Source organism: Streptomyces sp. NPDC104202, assembly GCF_055584185.1.
Genome location: NZ_JBVJMN010000077.1, coordinates 17,311 through 35,571 on the forward strand (window position 1 = coordinate 17,311; position 18,261 = coordinate 35,571).

Annotated in this window: 18 protein-coding genes; 3 read left to right on the forward strand and 15 right to left on the reverse strand. The window is 74.2% G+C overall.

The window, feature by feature from the left end:
• Positions 1 to 16: 16 nt before the first annotated feature.
• From ACZ60W_RS33330 to ACZ60W_RS33375, 10 genes are all read right to left on the reverse strand, one after another.
• The gene (locus tag ACZ60W_RS33330; protein ID WP_469759137.1) at positions 17 to 1,567 is read right to left on the reverse strand and encodes an ABC transporter ATP-binding protein; all 1,551 of its coding nucleotides are present in this window, start codon (positions 1,565 to 1,567) and stop codon (positions 17 to 19) included.
• Entirely contained in the window at positions 1,564 to 2,349 is a 786-nt protein-coding gene (locus ACZ60W_RS33335) for an ABC transporter permease (RefSeq protein ID WP_469759138.1), read from the reverse strand. Before ACZ60W_RS33335 ends, ACZ60W_RS33330 begins: the two co-directional genes overlap by 4 nt.
• Positions 2,346 to 3,299, reverse strand: coding sequence for an ABC transporter permease (locus tag ACZ60W_RS33340; RefSeq protein WP_469759139.1), 954 nt, complete (start codon positions 3,297 to 3,299; stop codon positions 2,346 to 2,348). Before ACZ60W_RS33340 ends, ACZ60W_RS33335 begins: the two co-directional genes overlap by 4 nt.
• Complete coding sequence (locus ACZ60W_RS33345; protein WP_469759140.1) at positions 3,296 to 4,888, reverse strand: ABC transporter substrate-binding protein; 1,593 nt, start codon at positions 4,886 to 4,888, stop codon at positions 3,296 to 3,298. Before ACZ60W_RS33345 ends, ACZ60W_RS33340 begins: the two co-directional genes overlap by 4 nt.
• Positions 4,889 to 4,954: 66 nt before the next feature.
• A complete protein-coding gene (locus tag ACZ60W_RS33350) occupies positions 4,955 to 5,776 on the reverse strand; it encodes a class I SAM-dependent methyltransferase (RefSeq protein WP_469759141.1) in 822 nt (273 codons plus the stop codon).
• Positions 5,773 to 7,032: an MFS transporter gene (locus ACZ60W_RS33355; RefSeq protein WP_469759142.1), complete on the reverse strand. Its 1,260-nt coding sequence runs from the start codon at positions 7,030 to 7,032 to the stop codon at positions 5,773 to 5,775. The genes ACZ60W_RS33350 and ACZ60W_RS33355 overlap by 4 nt, the downstream gene beginning before the upstream one ends.
• Complete coding sequence (locus ACZ60W_RS33360; protein WP_469759143.1) at positions 7,029 to 8,084, reverse strand: enolase C-terminal domain-like protein; 1,056 nt, start codon at positions 8,082 to 8,084, stop codon at positions 7,029 to 7,031. Before ACZ60W_RS33360 ends, ACZ60W_RS33355 begins: the two co-directional genes overlap by 4 nt.
• Positions 8,081 to 9,172, reverse strand: coding sequence for a PLP-dependent cysteine synthase family protein (locus ACZ60W_RS33365; RefSeq protein WP_469759144.1), 1,092 nt, complete (start codon positions 9,170 to 9,172; stop codon positions 8,081 to 8,083). The genes ACZ60W_RS33360 and ACZ60W_RS33365 overlap by 4 nt, the downstream gene beginning before the upstream one ends.
• A complete protein-coding gene (locus tag ACZ60W_RS33370) occupies positions 9,169 to 10,002 on the reverse strand; it encodes a Rossmann-like domain-containing protein (RefSeq protein ID WP_469759145.1) in 834 nt (277 codons plus the stop codon). The genes ACZ60W_RS33365 and ACZ60W_RS33370 overlap by 4 nt, the downstream gene beginning before the upstream one ends.
• The gene (locus ACZ60W_RS33375; protein ID WP_469759146.1) at positions 9,999 to 11,255 is read right to left on the reverse strand and encodes an ATP-grasp domain-containing protein; all 1,257 of its coding nucleotides are present in this window, start codon (positions 11,253 to 11,255) and stop codon (positions 9,999 to 10,001) included. Before ACZ60W_RS33375 ends, ACZ60W_RS33370 begins: the two co-directional genes overlap by 4 nt.
• A gap of 311 nt (positions 11,256 to 11,566) precedes the next feature.
• Between ACZ60W_RS33375 and ACZ60W_RS33380 the strand changes: the two genes are divergently transcribed.
• From ACZ60W_RS33380 to ACZ60W_RS33390, 3 genes are all read left to right on the forward strand, one after another.
• Positions 11,567 to 12,193: a maleylpyruvate isomerase family mycothiol-dependent enzyme gene (locus ACZ60W_RS33380; RefSeq protein WP_469759147.1), complete on the forward strand. Its 627-nt coding sequence runs from the start codon at positions 11,567 to 11,569 to the stop codon at positions 12,191 to 12,193.
• A gap of 192 nt (positions 12,194 to 12,385) precedes the next feature.
• Complete coding sequence (locus ACZ60W_RS33385; protein WP_469759148.1) at positions 12,386 to 13,054, forward strand: macro domain-containing protein; 669 nt, start codon at positions 12,386 to 12,388, stop codon at positions 13,052 to 13,054.
• A gap of 151 nt (positions 13,055 to 13,205) precedes the next feature.
• A complete protein-coding gene (locus ACZ60W_RS33390) occupies positions 13,206 to 14,870 on the forward strand; it encodes an ADP-ribosyltransferase domain-containing protein (RefSeq protein ID WP_469759149.1) in 1,665 nt (554 codons plus the stop codon).
• 168 nt (positions 14,871 to 15,038) lie between these two features.
• Here the strand turns inward: ACZ60W_RS33390 and ACZ60W_RS33395 are convergent, their stop codons facing one another.
• The 5 genes from ACZ60W_RS33395 to ACZ60W_RS33415 form a co-directional block, all read right to left on the reverse strand.
• Positions 15,039 to 15,305, reverse strand: coding sequence for a DUF4235 domain-containing protein (locus ACZ60W_RS33395; protein ID WP_469759150.1), 267 nt, complete (start codon positions 15,303 to 15,305; stop codon positions 15,039 to 15,041).
• Positions 15,302 to 15,811, reverse strand: coding sequence for a DUF3618 domain-containing protein (locus ACZ60W_RS33400; protein WP_469759151.1), 510 nt, complete (start codon positions 15,809 to 15,811; stop codon positions 15,302 to 15,304). The genes ACZ60W_RS33395 and ACZ60W_RS33400 overlap by 4 nt, the downstream gene beginning before the upstream one ends.
• Positions 15,808 to 16,224 (reverse strand): phage holin family protein, encoded by a 417-nt coding sequence (locus ACZ60W_RS33405; RefSeq protein WP_469759152.1) that lies wholly within the window; start codon positions 16,222 to 16,224, stop codon positions 15,808 to 15,810. Before ACZ60W_RS33405 ends, ACZ60W_RS33400 begins: the two co-directional genes overlap by 4 nt.
• Positions 16,225 to 16,483: 259 nt before the next feature.
• Positions 16,484 to 17,662: a zinc-dependent alcohol dehydrogenase gene (locus ACZ60W_RS33410; RefSeq protein ID WP_469759153.1), complete on the reverse strand. Its 1,179-nt coding sequence runs from the start codon at positions 17,660 to 17,662 to the stop codon at positions 16,484 to 16,486.
• Positions 17,662 to 17,934 carry a hypothetical protein gene (locus ACZ60W_RS33415; RefSeq protein ID WP_469759154.1) on the reverse strand — a complete coding sequence of 91 codons (273 nt, stop codon included), beginning with the start codon at positions 17,932 to 17,934 and terminating at the stop codon, positions 17,662 to 17,664. The genes ACZ60W_RS33410 and ACZ60W_RS33415 overlap by 1 nt, the downstream gene beginning before the upstream one ends.
• Positions 17,935 to 18,261: the final 327 nt, after the last annotated feature.

Here is an 18,261-nt window from a genome sequence, read left to right on the forward strand (position 1 = left end):
CCGGACGGGAGCCCGCTCACGCGGGGGAACGCGTCGTCGCTCCCCCGCGCGTCCCGCCCTCCGTCTCCTTCCTCGCCTCCGTCAGGCGGACGCTGAACGGATGGCGGGGAGCGGTCAGAATCCGCTGGGCCGGTCCCTCCTCCACGACGGCACCCCCTTCCATGACGGCGATGCGGGTGGCCAGGGCGGCCGTGGTCAGGTCGTGGGTGATCAGCATCAGGGCGAGGTCACCGTGGTCCTGGACGAGGGCGGAGAGCGTGTCGAGGACCGTCCGCCGGCTGAGGCTGTCGAGGCCGGAGGTGATCTCGTCGCAGATCAGGACTCGGGGACGGGCCAGGAGGGCACGGGCGAGCGCCGCGCGTCGCAGTTCGCCGCCGGAGAGGGCACCGGGGCGGCGGCGCGCCTGCTCCTCGGTGAGTCCGAGGCGGGCGAGGGCGCCGAGTGCCTCGGCCAGGGCGTCGGAGGGACGCGCGCCGTGGAGGCGGACGGCGGTCCGGGCGATCTGGTCGAGGACGGGACGGCGGGCGTCGAAGGACGCCTCGGCGTCCTGGAAGACGTACTGGACCGCCGCGAGCCGGCGGCGGGTGCGGTCCCTGAGGCTGCGCGGGAGCGGGGTGCCGTCGAGGGTGATCCGCCCGTCGTGGTGCCGGTGGAGGCCGGCGAGGCAGCGGGCCAGGGTGGTCTTCCCGCTGCCCGAACGTCCGACGACGGCGAGGCACTCACCGGCGCGGAGGCTGAGGGCGGGGGCGCGCAGGACGGTCGTGCGGCCGTGGCGGGCGGTGAGGGGGCCGACGCGGAGGACCGTCTCGCCTCCGGTCCGCGGTGCGAGGGGGGTGGGGGTGGGCACCGAGGTCAGGAGGGCGGTGGTCCGGGGGTGCCGCGGAGCGCGCCACAGGCGCTCGGCGGGGCCGGACTCGACGACGCGGCCCTCGTGCAGGACGAGGATGTCGTCGGCGAGCGCGCGCACGACGTCCAGGTCGTGGCTGAGCAGGACGACGGCGACGCCCTCGTGGGCGACGGCCGCCAGGCGGTCGACGACCCCCTGTGCCGTCAGCGCGTCCTGTCCGGTGGTGGGTTCGTCGGCGACCAGGACCTCGGCGCCGAGCAGGAGTGCCTGGGCGAGGACGACCCGTTGCTGCTGGCCGCCGGACAGCTGGTGGGGGAAGCGGCGGAGCATGGCGGTGGCGTCGGGGAGCCCTGCCAGGGAGAGGGCCCACCGGACCCGGTCGCGGACGAAGGCGGCGCGTTCCCGACGGGGCAGGTGGTGCGAGCGCGTGCGGGCGATGTCCCGGAGGAGGGCGGCGATGCGGCGCGCGGGATTGAGTACGGCGCCGGGATGCTGCGGCACGTATCCGACCCGGCCGCGGGGCGTGCGGACGTCTCCGGTGACGTGGGCACCGGCCGGGTACTCGCCGAGCAGGGCGAGGCCCGTGGTGGTCTTGCCGCTGCCGGAGGGACCGACGAGAGCGGTGATCCTGCCGGGGAGCACCCGGAGGTGCACTCCGTCGACGAGGGTGCGGCCGCCGGCCGCGACACGGAGGTTCCTGATCTCGGCGGCGGGCTTCACGTCCGCTTCCTCGCTTTCAGCCCGGCGTCCACCAGGAGGTTGGTGCCCAGGGTGAGGGCGACGATGAGAAGGGCGGGGGTGAGCACGGACCAGGGCTGGACGAGGAGCCCGGTGCGGTTGCGGTCCACCATGACGGCCCAGTCGGCGGCGTCGGGGGCGACGCCGATGCCGAGGAACGCGGCGGTGGCGACGAGGTAGAGGGCACCGGTCAGCCGGACGCCGGCGTCGGCGGCCAGGGTGCGGGCGAGGGCGCGTCCGACGTAGCCGACGGCCGTGCGCCACCAGGTCTCGCCCTGCAGGCGCAGCGCCTCGACGGCGGGGCGCGAGGCCGCCTCGGCCGCCCCGGCGCGGACGATCCGGGCGGCGTCGGGGATGTGGGCCAGCGCGACCAGCAGGGTGAGGCCGGCGGGGCCGGGCGGGAAGGCCGCGGCGACGAGCAGGATCGTCAGGAGCGACGGCACCGCGAGCAGGACGTCCAGCGGGCGCATGAGCAGCTCGTCCAGCCACCGGCGGTGGGTGAGGGCGGCGGCGAGGCCGACGGGGAGCGCGACGGCGTATGCCAGGGCCGTCGCACCGAGGGCGACGAGGAGGACGGAGCGCCCGCCGAGCAGGACCTGGTGGAGGACGTCGCGGCCGACGAAGTCGGTGCCGAGCCGGTGGCCGTCGCCGAGGGTGAACGACGCGCCGCGCGGCCCCGGGTCCCCCGCGAGCAGCGGACCGAGGAGGGACAGGGTGAGCGGTACGGCGATCACGAGGGCGCCGAGGAGGAGGCGGGATCTCACGGGGCGACCTCGGATCGGGGGGCGAGTCGGTGCGCGACGAGGTCGGCGCCGAGGTTGAGCACGACGGTGGTGACGCCGAAGACGACGGCGAGTCCCTGGACGACGGGCACGTCGCGCTCGGCGACCGCGTTCATCAGGACGGTGCCGAGGCCGGGGATCACGAACAGGGCCTCGACGACGATGACGCCGCACAGCAACCAGTCGACGGTGCGCGCCAGTTGCTGCGTGGCGGGCGCGATCGCGTTGGGCAGGGCGTGGGCGAGGCGGACGCGGACGGCGGGGACGCCGTAGCGGCGGGCGTGGGTCGCGTACGGCGACGCCAGCGCGTCGATCATGCCGGCGCGGACCAGCCGGGAGAGGGAGCAGACGGGGCGGGCGAGGAGGACGAGCACGGGCAGGACGAGGGCGGCGGGGTGGCTGGGGAGGTCGGTGCCGTAGCCGACGGCGGTCGGCGGGAACCACGGGAGCCACAGGGCGAAGACGGTCACCAGCAGCACGCCGAGGGCGAATTCCGGCAGGGCGTACATGCCGAGGGTCACCGAGCTGACCAGCCGGTCCAGGGGCCCGTCCTCGTGGCGTGCGGCGAGCACGCCGAGGCCGACGCCGAGGGGGACGAGGAGCGTGAGGGTCAGGGCGGCGAGCAGCAGGGTCGGGCCGAAGCCGTCCGCGAGGTAGCCGGTCACGGGCCGCCCGGAGACGAGGGAGGCGCCGAAGTCGCCGTGCGCCAGGCCGAGGGCCCAGTCGGCGAGTCGCTCGGGGGCGGGCCGGTCGAGGCCCATCGTCTCGCGGAGGGCGGCGATGCGCCGGGGGTCGGGCTGGTCGCCGGCGAGAGCGACGGCGGCGTCGCCCGGCAGCGCCTCGGTGAGGACGAAGACGAGCAGCACGACGGCCGCCGTCTGCGCCGCGCCGAGCAGCAGCCGGCGGGCGATCCACGCGCGCCGTCCCGTCACGCGAACCAGACCTTGTCGAAGCGCGCCCAGTCGAGGGAGTTGGCCGGTGCCGTGTCGTCGACGCCCCGGACGTTGCGGGCGGTGCCGAGGATCCAGTCGGCGAAGCCCCAGATCAGGAAGCCGCCCTCGGTGTGCAGGCGACGCTGCATGCGCGCGTAGACGGCGGCGCGGGCGGTGCGGTCCCTGGTGGACTGCGCCTGGCGGTAGAGGGCGTCGAAGTCCTTGTGGTGCCACCGGGTGGCGTTGGTGGTGGAGTCGGTGAGCAGGCGCTGCGAGATGTGGGCCTCGATGGGCATGGCGCCGGAGCGGTAGGAGCAGAGGGTCCCGGAGTCGAGGATGTCCTTCCAGTAGCTGTCCTTGCTGCGCGTCCTGACGGTGACGGTGACGCCGGCCCGGGCGGCCTGGTCTCGGAAGATGGTGGCGGCCTCGGTGAATCCCGGGGCGGCGGGCGAGGTGTCGAGGGTGACCCTGAGCCCGTCGGCTCCTGCCTGCCTGAGCAGGTTCCTGGCGCGGTCGAGGTCCTGCTCGCGCTGGGGCAGTCCGGCCGCGTAGTACTCGTATCCCTTGCCGAACAGGTCGTTGCCGATCTCCCCGGCGCCGGACAGGGCGCCGTCGACGAGTTCCTCGCGGTCGGCGATGAGGAAGAACGCCTGTCGGACGCGCGGATCGGCGAAGGGCGGCCGGTCGGTCTTCATCGCGAAGCCCTGCATGGCGCTGCTGCGGAGCCGCACGATGTCGATCTGCCCCTTGCCCTCATGGGCCCGGGCGGTGGTGGGGTCGAGTTCGTGGGCGTACTCGACCTGGCCGCCGAGGAGGGCGTGGGCACGGGCGGACTCCTCGGCGGCGACGACGAACTCCACCTCGTCCAGGTGGGGGGCGCCGTCCCAGTACGCCTCGTTGCGCCGGAAGACGGCGGAGGTGCCCGGAGTGAAGGAGACGTGGCGGAAGGGACCGCTGCCGACGGGCTTCGTGTCGAAGTCCCGCGCCCCGTCGGGGACGATGTACGCGCCGAACGCGGCGAGCACGTTGGGGAACTCCGCGGTCGGGCGCTTGAGGACGAACTCGACGGTCCGGTCGTCCCGAGCGCGGCTGGCGGCCAGGTCGACGGGCTCCAGGGACGCCTTGGCACGGAACGCCCCGGCCGGGTCCGTGATCCGCCGGTAGCTGTACAGGACGTCCTGCGCGGTGACCGGCCTGCCGTCGTGGAAGACGGCTTCGCGCAGGGTGACCCTCCAGCGGTCCAGGCCGGTGGTGGGCTCCCACGACGCCGCCAGGCGGGGCCGGGCGGACAGGTCGGCCCCGTAGTCGGCGAGCTTGTCGAAGAGGGCTTTGGCGCGGGCCACGTCGGCGAAGAGGTTGGCGCGGTGCGGGTCCAGGGTCTCGCTCGCGCCGCCGCCGGCGAACGCGGCGCGCAGGCGCCCGCCGCGCCGTGGCGTGCCGTCGCTCGCGGGCGGTCCGGCGGCCGGTCCGGGTCCCGCGCAGCCGGCGAGGGCGAGCGCGCCGAGCCCGGCGGCGCCTCCGGTGGCGGTGAGGAAGCCCCGCCGGTTCAGGCCGGGGAAGCGGGCGGGGTGCGGGGGGACGTCGTGCATCACGGAGTTCCTTGCTTGAGGTGGGTGGGTGCGGGGCCGGGGTGTGGCGGGGCCGCGCGGGCCGGTTCAGAGACCGGGCGCGCCGGTGAGGCGGGCGATCAGGTGGAGGCGGTCGCCGTCGGCCGTGGCGGTCGGCGGATCGCCCTCCCGCCAGGGTGGATCGGTGCGGGGGCCCGGTCCGTCGTACAGGGCGATCACGTCGAACCCGTGGACGGCGAGCAGGTGGCGCAGTTCCTGGGGGAAGAGCAGCCGCCAGGCGGAACGCTGTTCCACGGGCGGGCGGTCGCCGGTGGTCCACACCCGGGTACGGCGCAGCAGTTGGGCGGTCCTGTCCACCCACAGGGTGGTGGTGGAGCGGTACGTGGTGCCCCGCCAGGTGACCTCGTCGGTGGCGGGGGCCTCCAGGAGGTCCGTACGGCCCAGGAAGTAGGCGCCGTTGCGCATCTCGGCGACGAGCAGGCCGCCGGGCGCCAGGGCCCGGCGGCAGGAGGTGAGGAAGCCGGCGAGCTGGTCGTTCGTGTGGCAGTACAGGAGGGAGCTGTCGAGGCACACCACCGCGTCGAAGACCCTCTCCCCCAGGTCGAACCCGTGCAGGTCCGCCCGGAGGTAACGGGGGCCGGGGTGGTGCGCCCGGGCGTGGCTCAGCATCGCCTCGGACAGGTCGGCCCCGGTGGCCCTGCGGCCGGCCCGGTGCAGGTGGGCGGTGTCGCGTCCGGTCCCGCAGCCGAGGTCGAGGATGCGGGGGCCGGGCGCCCCGTGGCGGCGCAGGCAGTCCTCGGCCCAGCGTCCGGCGCGCCGTTCGGGGTCGGGGAAGCGGGCCTCGTACAGGGCGGGGTGGTCGGTGAGCAGGTTCGCGGCGGTGGCCGTCGTGCCGGGTGCGTCGTTCATGCGCTCACCCGTGCGGTCGCGGGGTGGGCCGGAAGGAGGCGGCGGTGCCGCAGCCGGGCGACGCCCGCGGCGGAGGCCAGGCCGAGGACGAGGCAGCACGCCCACGGCAGCCACGGGGTGCCCGTCCGTGCGCCGGTGTCCATGGCCCAGCCGACGAGGGTGCTGCCGATGGCGGCGGCGACGCCGGAGCACGCGTAGAACACGCCGAAGGAGGTGCCGGTGAGTTCGGGCCGCCCGAAGCCGGGGATCAGTTCCATCACGAACGGCTGGGCGATCATCAGGCCGACGTGCAGGAGCAGGACGCCGGCCAGGACGGGAAGGGCCCGCAGCACCGCGTCCGCGGGACCGTCGGGCCCGCCCGCGACTCCCGACACCGCCATCGGCGGCAGGAAGGACAGGCCCGTCAGGGCGAGTCCGGTCCCGATCCAGCGCGCTCTGCTGCCCCGCTTCTTGAGCACGCGGGTGATGCGGGTCTGGAAGGCCAGGTGGGTGAGGGTGCCGACGAGGAAGACGAGCCCGGCCGCGCCCTGCCAGCCGGTGGCCTGCCGGGCGCCCGCGGGCACCAGCAGGTACAGCTGGTTCTCCAGGGTGTGGAGGCCGACCAGGGTCAGGGCGAAGGCGAGGAGGCCCCGGTTGCCGATCACCTCGCGCCAGTCGCCGAGGACGCTGTTCCCGCTCGGCGTGACCCGGCGGGCGGGCAGCACCAGGGCCTGGGCGACGGTGAGTACGGCGAAGAGGCCCGCCGCGGTGAGCGCGGAGGCACGGAAGTCGACCAGCAGGAGGGCGCTGCCGAGCAGCGGCCCGACGAGCGCGCCGACGGTCGCGAAGACGTGGAAGAGCGCGAACGCCTCGGCGGTCCGCTCCCCCGCCTCCAGGGCCAGATAGGCCCGCACGGCGGGGTTGAACAGCGCCCCGGCCAGTCCGCTGAGGACGGAGGCGGCGAGGAGGACGGGCAGTCCGTCGCCGAGGGCGAACAGTCCGAAGCCGACGGCCCGCAGGGCGCATCCGGCGATGATGACGCCGCGCGGGCCGAGCCGGTCGGACGCGGTCCCGCCGATGAGGAACAGCCCTTGCTGGCTGAGGTTCCGCACCCCGAGCACGATGCCGACGACGGCCGCCGACAGGCCCAGATCCTCGCCGAGGTGCAGGGCGAGATGGGGGACGAGGAGGTAGAAGCCGGTGTTGACGCCGAGCTGATTGACCAGGAGGAGGCGGACCGCGAGCGGGAAGCCGCGTATCTCGTGCCACGTCTTCACGGACCGGCCTCCCCGGCGCCGCGCTCGCGCACTCCGAGGCCCGGGATGTGCCCCGCCCGTACGGTGCCGTCGGCGCCGCCGATGCCCGTCCACGGGTCGTGGGCGAGCAGCAGGTGGCCGTCGAGGTCCACCCACCGGGCGCGGTGCACCAGGTGGACGGCGGGCGCGAGGGCGAGCGTGCTGGCCGTCAGGCAGCCGAGCATCAGCTCGGTTCCCGTGCCGTCGATCAGGTCCGCGATGCGCGAGGCGGCGCCGGCGCCGCCGCACTTGGCGAGTTTGACGTTGATGCCCTGGACGCGACCGGCGAGGCGACGGGCGTCGTCGGGGCCGACCGCGTCCTCGTCGGCGATGACGGGCAGCGGCGAGCGTTCCGCGAACCTCGCCAGCGCCTCCGGGTCGCCGGGGGCGAGCGGCTGCTCGACGGCCTCGACGCCCAGCTCCACGGCGAACGCCGTCATCCGCTCGGCCTCCGGGACGCTCCACGCCCCGTTGGGGTCGAGGAGCAGCCGGGCGTGGGGCGCCGCGGCGCGGACGGCCCGCAGCCGGGCGAGGTCCTCGGCCGGATCCGGCACGCCGGCCTTCAGTTTGAGGACCGAGAACCCCCGGCGCACCAGCCGGGCCGCCTGTGCGGCGGCCCGTGCGGGCGCGGTGATGCCGATCGTGCGGGCGGTCGCCGCGGACGGCGGGGACACGGCGGAACCCAGCATCCGGTGGACGGGGACGCCGGCGCGCTTGCCGACGAGATCGAGCAGCGCGGATTCCACGGCCGCCGCGACGGCCGGCGGGGTGTCCTTCCGGGGGCCGCTCCGGAGGGTTTCGAGGGCGCTCTCGGGGTCCGGGAAGCGCGCCAGCCACTGTGCCTCGACGTCGAGGAGCCGCCCGAGGGCCGGTGCGTCGAGCCCGTAGTAGACGCTGGTCACGGCCTCGCCGTGGCCGCGCTCCCCGCCGTGCGCGAGGGTCAGCCAGACGGCTTCGCGGGCCGTCGTCGTGGAGCGGGAGATGCGCAGCGGCTCGGCGAGGGCGAGGCGCACGGTGCGCAGGGAGGTCTTCACGGGGTCCTTTCCGGCGTCGGGGCCAGGGGGTCGGTGACGGTGCGGCACCGTGCCCAGCCGGTGGCCTCCGCGGCCCGGGGGTGCGGCATCTCGACGGGGCGGGTGGCCGCGGCCGCCGGGTCGATGCCGTGGGCCGCGGTGAAGTCGTCGTCGAACACGCTGCCGAGGTAGCGGTGCGGTCCGTCGGGGAAGACGGTGGCGACCACCGCCCCGGGGTGGACGCGGGCGGCCCAGGCGGCGACGAGGGCGACGGCGCCGGTGCTCCAGCCGCCGCTGACGAAGCTGGAGCGGGCCAGCCGCCGGCACGCGTCGGCGGCCTCGGCGGGCCCGACCCAGTGCACTTCGTCGAAGGCGTCATAGGCGACGTTCCGCGGGTGGATACTGCTGCCCAGGCCGCGCATCAGCCGCGGCCTCGCGGGCTGGCCGAAGATCGTGGACCCCGTGGAGTCCACGCCGACGAGTCGCAGTCCGGGCCAGTGCCGCCGCAGCGGACCGACGATCCCGGCGCTGTGACCGCCCGTCCCGACGCTGCAGACCAGCACGTCGAGGTGGTCGAGCTGCGTCGTGAGTTCCGCGGCCAGGGACGCGTAACCCCGCCTGTTGTCGGGGTTGTTGTACTGGTCGGGCCAGTAGGCGTCCGGAAGGCGTGCGCGCAGTTCGCGCAGGCGGGCCAGCCGGGCCGCCTGCCAGCCGCCTTCGGGCGCCGGGCGGTCCACCAGCTCCAGGCGGGCCCCGTAGGCGCGCAGCAGCCGCCGCATCGAGGGTTCCAGCTCGATGTCGCCGACCAGCACGACCGGGTGGCCGAGGGCCTGTCCGGCGAAGGCGAGGCCGATGCCGAGCGTCCCGGAGGTGGACTCCACCACGGGTGCTCCCGGGTGCAGTTCGCCGCGCTCCTTCGCGCCCAGGAGCATGGAGACGGCCGCCCGGGCCTTCATCCCGCCGACGCCGAGCCCTTCGAGTTTGGCCCAGAAACCGGGCTGCGGGCACGGCAGGTCGGCGGTGACGCGGGCGAGCGGCGTGCGGCCGAGGAGGGCCAGGAGGTCCCGGTTGCCGGCGGCGTGCGCGTTGGGCAGGACGGCGATGGTCACAGGGCGGCTCCGTAGCGGTGGAGGGTCCCGGGTCCGCCGTCGAGCCAGAAGAAGGGATACGGCTCCGCGCACACCGCGCTGACGCCGGAGCCGATCAGCCGGGGCAGGACGGCACTGCCGGTCTGGGCGAAGAGCACCAGTGGCACGCCGTGCGCCCGCGCGTGCCGCCGCAGCGGCTCGAAGGTGCCGTTGCCGAGCGTCATGCCGGACGCGAGGACGGCGTCGCAGCGCGGCAACTCCGCGAGGGCGTCGGTGCGTACGGGCTCGCCCCACTCGGTCGTCCCGCCCTTGAGGTCACAGGGGACGTAGGCCAGTCCGCGTGCGCGCAGCGCTTCGAGCAGCGAGTTGACCACCCCGACCACGAGCACGGTCGCGCCCGGCGCGACGTCGATCAGCCGCACGACGGCCTCGGCGCGGGCCCGCGACTTCTCCAGCGAGGTGCCGGCGGGCAGCGGGCAGGGCTCCCCGCCGCCGGCCGGACCGTGCGGGAGGACGTGCATCAGGTACGCGTCGAGGGCGGCGACCCGGACCGGCGCGAGCTCGTGGTCCAGAAGGGTCGCGACGTCGGCGCCGACGCAGGATTCCACGGCGCCGTCGGGCAGGCGTCCGGGCTCGACCGCGCACGACCCCACGGCCGCGGCCAGCCGCAGGCTGAGGACCTCGTTGCGGTACCCGGTCCCCCGCCCTTCGTGCCGTACGGCCTGCCGGGTGGTGAAGGCGACCGCGATCCGCTGGGTGCGGGGGTCCGGCCCGAGGTCACCGGCCAGCACGCGCGCGACGAGGTCGTCGTACGAGGAGGCCGTGCCACGGACGTCGGCGCGTGTGGTCATCGGCTCGCCACCCGGGGTTCCAGCTGCGCCAGCAGTGCCTCGACGCGGGTGCGGGCACCGCGGCCCCGGGCGTCGCCGGCCATGACGTGGCCGAGGTAGTCGTTGTTGCTTCCCGCGGCCTTGACCGTGCTGCCGGGCTCGGCGAGCCGCAGCTCCAGCAGGTCGTGCGCCGCACCGACCGTCTCCATGCCGTCGACGGTCTCCAGGACCCCGTCCCGCTCCGGCACGAGGAAGCCGATCGCGGCACTGGTGAGCCCGGTGTCACGGCGGCGCAGGTCCGGTGCGCGGCCGAGCGCCACGTCCACGCAGGCGGCGGCGAGGTCGACGCCGGTCACGTGCCGCACCAGTTCGGTGATGCGGTTGCCGGCCGGACGGGGATTGACCTCGACCAGGCGCGGCCCGTCGGGCGTCAGCTTGATCTCGGTGTGGGCCACGACCCCGTCGAGACCGAGCGCCTTCAGCGCCCGGCACGCGGTCTCCTCGGCGGCGGCGGTGTCGGCCGCGTCCAGCGCCGCCGGGAACATGTGGCCGGTCTCGACGAAGGCGGGCGCCCCGCCGACGCTCTTGTCGGTGACGCCGACAACGTGCACGGCCCCGCCGTACGACACGGTCTCGACGCTGACCTCCGGACCGTGCAGGAGTTCCTCGATCAGCACGACGGGTGCGCGCCGCTGCCCTCGCGCGTTGACGGGAGAGGCGGCGAGCTCACGGTAGGCGTGCGCCAGCGCGACCTCGTCGTCCACGCGGCGGACGAACATCCCGGCGCACAGGTCCACGGGCTTGAACACCAGCGGATATCCGAGGCCCCGCGCCGCGCGGGCGGTCTCGGCCCAGTCGCCGCAGACCGCGAACCGCGGTCCCGGCAGACCCGCCTCGGCCAGGACGCGGCGGGTGGCGTCCTTGCGGCAGGCGTCGTCGACCGCCTCGGGCGTGGGCCCGGGCAGGCCCAGCCGGCCGGCGATCCGGGCGGCCGTGGGGAGGTAGTAGTCGCAGGAGGTGACGACACCGTCGAAGCGCAGCACCTCGTGGGCCCGCTCGACGAAGGCCGACAGCGCGTCCGTGTCGTTCGTCTCCGCGGACAGCACGTGGCGCGCCCCGAGGAGCGGATGGGCGGCGCCCTCCGGTGCGGAGCGCAGGTAGTGGTGCAGGTCGCGGGTGAGGAAGGTGAACTCGTGGCCGGCTTCCCGGAGGGCGGACGGCAGCAGTCTGCTCATCGATCCGACCCAGCTCTCGACCATCAGGAGATGTGCCACGGCTTTCCTTTCACACGGCAGCGCGGAGGTACGACTCGGTCGCGGCGCCGTCGGCGCCGTGACCGAGGAGGACGTTATCGACAATCGTTTTCATTGTCACCTGATGCCCCATCACTTCCTTGGCGCATGCGCTGCGGAGCTGTCGCCGTATGCCCTGGAATGAACCCTTCGCGACCCCTTGCCCCTCCTGGGACCTGTCTCCCTCACGGAGCAGTCGGCCGACGGGGGCCTTCTCGCGGGGCGACCGATGAGTCCACGCGAGGTCCGGAGTCCTCCCTGGGAGGACCTGTCACCCCGACGAAGGAGAAGCCGTGACACAGGACGTCTGGCCGCTGGTGCACGCCGAGCGGGCCGCACTCATCGAGGACCTGGCCGGGCTCGACGACGAGCGCTGGCGGGAGGAGTCGCTCTGCGCGGGGTGGACCGTGCACGACGTCGCCGCCCACCTGGTCGACACCGCCCTCACGACGCGCGTCGGGTTCGTGGTCGGCCTCGCCCGGGCCCGCTTCGACTTCGACCGGCAGAACGCCGTCGGCGTGGCACGCCGCCGGGGCGACGACCCCCAGGAGACCCTGCGCCGGCTGCGCCGGGTGGCGACGCGGACGTCGGCCCCTCCCGCCCCGCTCGACAGCCGTCTCGTCGAGGAGGTCGTCCACGGCGAGGACATCCGCAGGCCCCTGGGCCTGGAGCGCCGCTACCCCACCGCGGTCGTCACCAGGGCCCTGCTCCTCCAGACCCGGACCTCCGCGTCCTTCGGCGGCGCCAAGGAGCTGGTGGGCCGGGTCAGCCTGACGGCGACGGACACGGAGCTGGAGGTCGGCGACGGCCCCGCGGTGAGCGGCCCCGCCCTCTCCCTGCTGCTCGCCGTGTCGGGGCGCCGGGTGGCCCTCGACGACCTCGCGGGGCCGGGCGTGCGGACGCTGGCGACGCAGCCCTGACGTCCCGTCACCCCCCTCGGGCCGACCGCCCTCCCCCGGGCTCTCCCCCTCTGCCCCTGGCCCCCAGTCACTCCCCCTCCCGCCCCCACGTCGTCCGGTCCTGCCGCTCGAACGATCCGGTCGAACGGCGTTGTCAGTGGCTCCCGATAGCTTGGTGATCGTTCGAAGTCACGGGGTGAGAGGGGTGAATTCGTGGGTGTCAGGTATGCGTTGCGCGTGGTCCTGGTCGACGTCAACGACGAGGTGGTGACCGCCTGGCGGTCCGCCTTCGCGGACACGCCGGAGGTCGAGATCAGGCAGGGTTCCCTGCTGGATGTGGACGTCGACGCCTGGGTCTCCCCCACCAACGAGCGGGGCCGGATGGACGGTGGGGTCGACGCCGTCGTCAAGCGGTACCTGGGCGCCGGCATCCAGGTCCGGGTGCAGCGGGCGATCCGCGACCGGTTCGCCGGGCGGCTTCCGGTGGGCAGCGCCGTGTGCGTGGCGTCCGGGGCGGACGTGCCGCGGTACCTGATCTCGACGCCGACCATGCGCCAGTCCTCGCAGAACGTCAGCCAGACGATGAACGTGGCGCTGGCCTGCGCGGCCGCCTTCCAGGCCGTGCACCAGCAGAACCGGGCGAAGCCGGGCAGCATCCGGTCGGTCGCCCTCGTCGGGATGGGCGCGCAGACCGGGCAGGTGCCCGCGACGGTGTGCGCCAACCTGATGTGGACGGGCTACACCCTCTTCCACGACCACGGGTTCGCGGACTACGACGAGTTGAGATCCGCCATACTCGGTCAGCTGGCCGACATCGAGGGAGCGGGGTCCGCGCGGCGGGTCCGGATCAACGTGCCCCGGCAGCGTTCCTTTCGCCACTGACCCGAAGGGCCCCCAGGCCCCTGCCGCCCTGGGCGCGGACGGCACCCCCGCCCCCGCGGGCGTCGACGGCACCGACGCCCCCGCCCCCACCGTTCAGCAATCCGGCACGCCCGTCGAGGCGTCCGGTTCGAGTTCCGGGAGTTCCCCCCTCGTGAGTGATGTCGACGTGACGGCCTCCGGTGACGCCTCTTCCCCGGCCGGGGACCCGCTGGGCCTCGCCGACCTGTTCACCGGCGGCGGCGAGCCGTGGCTTCCGCTGCTCGCGCCGGTGATCGCGGCGCAGCCCGGCGCCGCCGACTTCATCGGGCCGAAGCGCAGCCCGGAGGTCGTGCCGGTGCGCGAGCTGACGTTCCAGGCGCTGAAGCCGCATCCGCCGGAGAAGTGGAAGGTGGTCGTCTTCGGGCAGAACCCCTATCCGCGGGCGGAGAGCGCCACCGGCATCGCGATGTTCGACAACACCTTCAACGACTGGAAGGACAGCCAGTTCGGCCGGGTCGTCAGCATCCGCTGCCTCATCAAGGCGGCCGCGATGTGGAAGTACGGCATCGTCAAGAAGACGCCGATCGCCGACGTCCGCGCCCTGCTGAAGAAGGAGGACACGGTCCAGCCGCCCGAGTGGTTCCAGGCGATGCTGACGCAGGGCGTGCTCCTGCTGAACGCGTCCCTGACCGCCAGCGCGGACGGGGCGATGCCGACCGACCGGCACACGTCGTTCTGGCGCCCCGTGGCCGAGCAGATCGTCGAGGAGATCCTCCGTGCGAAGCAGGACGCCGCCGAGGAGGACGACCGCGGCGTGGTGTTCGCCTGGTGGGGCGCGCACGCCCGGAGCCTGAAGAGGGTCGTCCAGCGGCTGGAGAAGAAGTACCCGGGGGTCCAGGTCCGTCACCTGGACCACGCCAACCCGGCCGCCCAGGGCGATCTGTTCTGCGAGGGCGACCACTTCTCCCAGGTGAACGACGCCCTCGCGGCGGTCGGGGCCGAGCCGGTGGACTGGCTGCCGCGGAAGGGCTGGGACCAGGGGGCCGGCGGGGCCGGGGGCCCGGAGGACGGCGGGGTCTCACAGCGCATGGGGGCGTTCATCGCGTCCACCATGGAACTGCACCAGCTGTATCTGGAGCGCCTCACCAGCGTCAAGGACGAGGGCCTCGTCCTGCCGCCCGTCACCGGGGTGTTCGACACGCCGCTGATGGACTTCCGGAAGGCCGTCGAGCCGGTCTCGCAGGTGATCGCCCACCTGGACCGCCACATCGACCTGTCGAGCCGCTTCGGCGAGACGAAGGCCGCCGAGGCCGCCCCCGCCGGCGGACCGTCCGGCGAGGCCGTGGGCTCCCTGTCGGCCGACGAGATCTCGGCGCTCTACCTCTACACGTGCGAGTCGGGCTTCTACCGCGAGATCAACGCCGTCCTGCGCTCCTCGGACCGTGAGCGCGTGGTCCCCTACCTGCCCTACCTGCGCCTTCTGTTCTCCGCCATGGAGGGCCTGCCCGCGCGGACGAAGCCGCTGTGGCGCGGAGTGGCTCTGGACCTGCGGTCCCAGTACCCGCTCGGGCGGACCGTGACCTGGTGGGGCGTGTCGTCGTGCACGTCCGAGCTCGGTGTGGCCCGGGCGTTCCTCGGCGGGCGCGGCCGGCGCACCCTCTTCGAGGTGACACCGGCCCGTGCGGTGGGCATCCGACGCTTCTCCGCCTTCACGGGCGAGGAGGAGTACATCCTCGCGCCCGGAACGCAGCTGGAGGTGACCGAGGTGAAGGCCGAGCGCGGCGGTCTGTGCACCGTACGCCTGACGGAACTGGAGGGGGCCGGGCTGGTGTCGTAGCGGCCCGGGACGGACACGGACGGGGTGGGACGTGCGCCTGCTCGGGGGTCGTGCCTTCGCCTCGTACGCCCCACCGAACCGCCGACGCCGTCGTGACAGGGTTTCCTGTGACGACGGCGTCGGCCGGCAGGTCGGTCGGCCTTCGTGAGGCCGTGTCGGTGTGCCGGTTCAGCCCGGCCATGTGCCGGTCAGACGGCGGGTGGTGGCCGCGCCCGACCGGTCGACGGCGGCCTTGACGACGGCGAAGATCGCGCCTTGCAGCGCCGCGGCGATCAGGACCTCCCGCCAGGTGCGGTCCTCGTCGGTGGCGTGGGGAGCGTCGTCGTCGTGACCGATCCACTTCCAGGTCTGCTTGAAGGCAGCGCCCGCGAGCAGGCCGCTGACGGCACCGAGCGTGAAGCCGACGGGTTTGTACGCGATCTTGGATGCCTTCACTTCTGCCTCCGGTTCCGGCGGCGCAGAAGCGGGACGGCCACCACGGCGGCGCCGGCGACCAGCAGCGGGGTGCGTGCCCCACGCGCCGTGCGGGCGGCCGAAGCGGCCTTGTCGCGGATGCCGTCAGGGGTCTTGTCGAGGGTCCGCTGCTTGGCCCGGGCCGCGCCACGGCGCACCGACCCCACCGTGTGGGCGGCCTTGTCGAGCACGGGGTCGGGAATCCTCTCCTTGAGGGCCTCGGACGTCCGCGCCGCCTTGACCCGGATCCGGCCGGTCACGGCGGAGGCCGCGTCCACGGCCTGCTCCTTGACCTCCACCGCCTTCTCCCTGACCTCCACGGCCTTCTCCCTGACCTCCGCCGCCTTCTCCTTGGTCTGCGCCTTCACGTCGGCCTTGGCCGCCAACGCCTCGACGGTCCGCCCGAGTTCCTGCCGCGTGTGCTCGACCTGCTCACGCAGCTCCTCGGTGCCCTGCTCGGGTACGCCGTCCTGACCCTGGTGGCTCATCGCTGCACCTTCTCCTTGATCTCGGCCACGTCGGCCTTGACGCTGTCGATGGTCTGCTCGGGTGCGGGGCCGCCGGCCTTGGCGACCTGCTTCCTGCCGCCCGCGGCCAAGGCCCCGGCCACCGCCGCGAGGACGGCGGCGACGACGAGGGCCGAGGCCCACACCGGCAGGACCAGCGCGAGGGCGGCGATGCCCGCGGCGACCAGCGCCTGGACGGCGAGGATCGCGACGAAGCCCGCTCCGCCGAACATCCCGCCGCCCCTGCCGTAACGCCGGCCCTTCTGCGTCATCTCCGCCCGGGCCAGCCGCATCTCCTCCCGGACCAGCTCCGACACCTGCTGCGACGCCCGCGAGACGAGCTCGCCCACGGAGTCGTCCTTGTCCGAGCGGGGGCCGCTTCCAACCGCGCTCATGCTGTTCCTCACCTTCCTCGTGCCGGCGGATCGCGTCGTGACGCGCGTACCCCGCAACCCGGCCCTCACCCACCACCGGAACGAAGGCGCTCGGACGGCGACGGGACACCGGAACGAACGGACGGGAAGCTGCCGCGGGTGGAGAGGAAAGCGTGCCCCGCGCCCACGGCGACCGCCATCGACTCCTGCCGGGCGACCCCAGGACGGAACGCGGTGCGGACGGCGCGCCCGCGGAGGCCCCGGGCGGGCGGCTGTCGCGTCAGGGCGTGAAGAGCACCTTGACCGCGCCGTCCTGCTTCTTCTGGAACATGGCGTACGCCTCGGGCGCCTCGTCGAGCGGCAGCCGGTGGGTCGCGAAGTCCTCCGTGCCCAGGGGGTCGCCGTCGGTGACCAGCGGCAGCAGGTCGGGCACCCAGCGCCAGACGTTGGCCTGGCCCATGCGCAGCTGGATCTGCTTGTCGAAGAGGGTGAGCAGCGGCATCGGGTCGGTCATGCCGCCGTACACGCCCGACACCGAGACGGTGCCTCCGCGGCGTACCAGCTCGATGGCCAGGTACAGGGCGGACAGCCGGTCCACCCCGAAGCGCTTCATCAGTCGCGCCGCCAGCGGACCGGGCAGGAGCCCGGCGAGCTTCTGCGCTCCGGCGGCCAGGGGCGCGCCGTGCGCTTCCAGCCCCACCGCGTCGATGACGGCGTCCGGGCCCCGCCCGTCGGTCAGGTCCCGGACGACGGCCACGACGTCGTCCCTGTCGAGTGCGACGATGTGGACGCCGTGCCGCCGCGCCCGCTCCAGCCGCTCGGGGACGAGGTCGATCCCGATGACCTTCTCGATGCCGAGGTGCGCGGCGATCCGGGTGCACATGTCGCCGATGGGGCCGAGCCCCAGGACGGCCACGCTGCCGCCCGCGGGCACGGCGGCGTACCGGACCGCCTGCCAGGCCGTCGGGAGGACGTCGGAGAGGTAGACGAACCGGTCGTCGGGCGGACCGTGGGGCACCTGGACGGGCAGGTTGTTGCCGAAGGGGACCCGCAGGTACTCGGCCTGGCCTCCCGGCACCTGGCCGTAGAGCTTGGTGTAGCCGAACAGGGACGCGCCCATGCCGTGCTCGTGCACCTGGGTCGTCTCGCACTGCGAGTGCAACCCCTGCACACACATGAAGCAGGTCCCGCAGGAGATGTTGAACGGCACGACGACCCGGTCCCCCGCGCGCACGGCGGTGACGTCGGGACCCGCCTCCTCGACGACGCCCATCGGCTCGTGGCCCAGGATGTCGCCCGCTTCGAGGAACGGGCCGAAGACCTGATAGAGATGCAGGTCAGAGCCGCACAGGCCGGTGCTCGTCACCTTGACGATCACATCGTTCGGCTTCTCGATCACAGGGTCGGGCACGGTGTCGACACGCACGTCGGCCGTGCCGTGCCAGGTCAGCGCCTTCATCACGAGCCCTCCTCGCCTGCCGTGTCGCCGTCGCCGCTCGCGGGTCCGGCCGTCCTGCGGTGCCCCTCGGCCTCGAGCGCGTCCGGGAGCACCTTGCCGAGCGACTCCTGCGCCTTGGTCTTCACCGATCCCCCGGTGACCTTCTCGCCGCCGCTCTCCCCGGCCTCCGGCCCCTGCCGGGCCGCCTCCGTCGGATCGTCCTCGTCTTGTCGGCCGTACCCGATACCGCTCGAAGCCCCGGTCACCACCGCGAAGGGATTGATTCCTTCCATGCCCGGCCGACTGCCCACTGAGACGGCGGGTACGCGAGCGGATCCGCGGAGATCCGGATCGGCTTTCGTGCCGGTCGGTGGGGGCAGAGGCGCGGCCGGGACGCCCTCGCCGGGATCGGGGGCTCTCCCGCGAGCGGGTCGGCGCGGACCGGGGGCGTGGAGAAGGCCAGGCTTGATGTGGCCGACGGGTGAGGGCGCTCGGAGGGGCGTACGCGGGCGTGGGGAGGGGGGGGGGGGGGGGGGGGGGGGGGGGGGGGGGGGGGGGGGGGGGGGGGGTGGGGGCGGTACAGAAAACGCGGAAACAAAACACAAAAAACCCCCCACACC

Bases quoted from the DNA above. Each gene is read 5' to 3' on its own strand.
- ACZ60W_RS33345 (WP_469759140.1), bottom strand. From the start codon at position 4,888: ATGCACGACGTCCCCCCGCACCCCGCCCGCTTCCCCGGCCTGAACCGG.
- ACZ60W_RS33350 (WP_469759141.1), bottom strand. From the start codon at position 5,776: ATGAACGACGCACCCGGCACGACGGCCACCGCCGCGAACCTGCTCACC.
- ACZ60W_RS33370 (WP_469759145.1), bottom strand. From the start codon at position 10,002: ATGACCACACGCGCCGACGTCCGTGGCACGGCCTCCTCGTACGACGAC.
- ACZ60W_RS33400 (WP_469759151.1), bottom strand. From the start codon at position 15,811: ATGAGCCACCAGGGTCAGGACGGCGTACCCGAGCAGGGCACCGAGGAG.
- ACZ60W_RS33405 (WP_469759152.1), bottom strand. From the start codon at position 16,224: ATGAGCGCGGTTGGAAGCGGCCCCCGCTCGGACAAGGACGACTCCGTG.
- ACZ60W_RS33410 (WP_469759153.1), bottom strand. From the start codon at position 17,662: ATGAAGGCGCTGACCTGGCACGGCACGGCCGACGTGCGTGTCGACACC.
- ACZ60W_RS33415 (WP_469759154.1), bottom strand. From the start codon at position 17,934: ATGGAAGGAATCAATCCCTTCGCGGTGGTGACCGGGGCTTCGAGCGGT.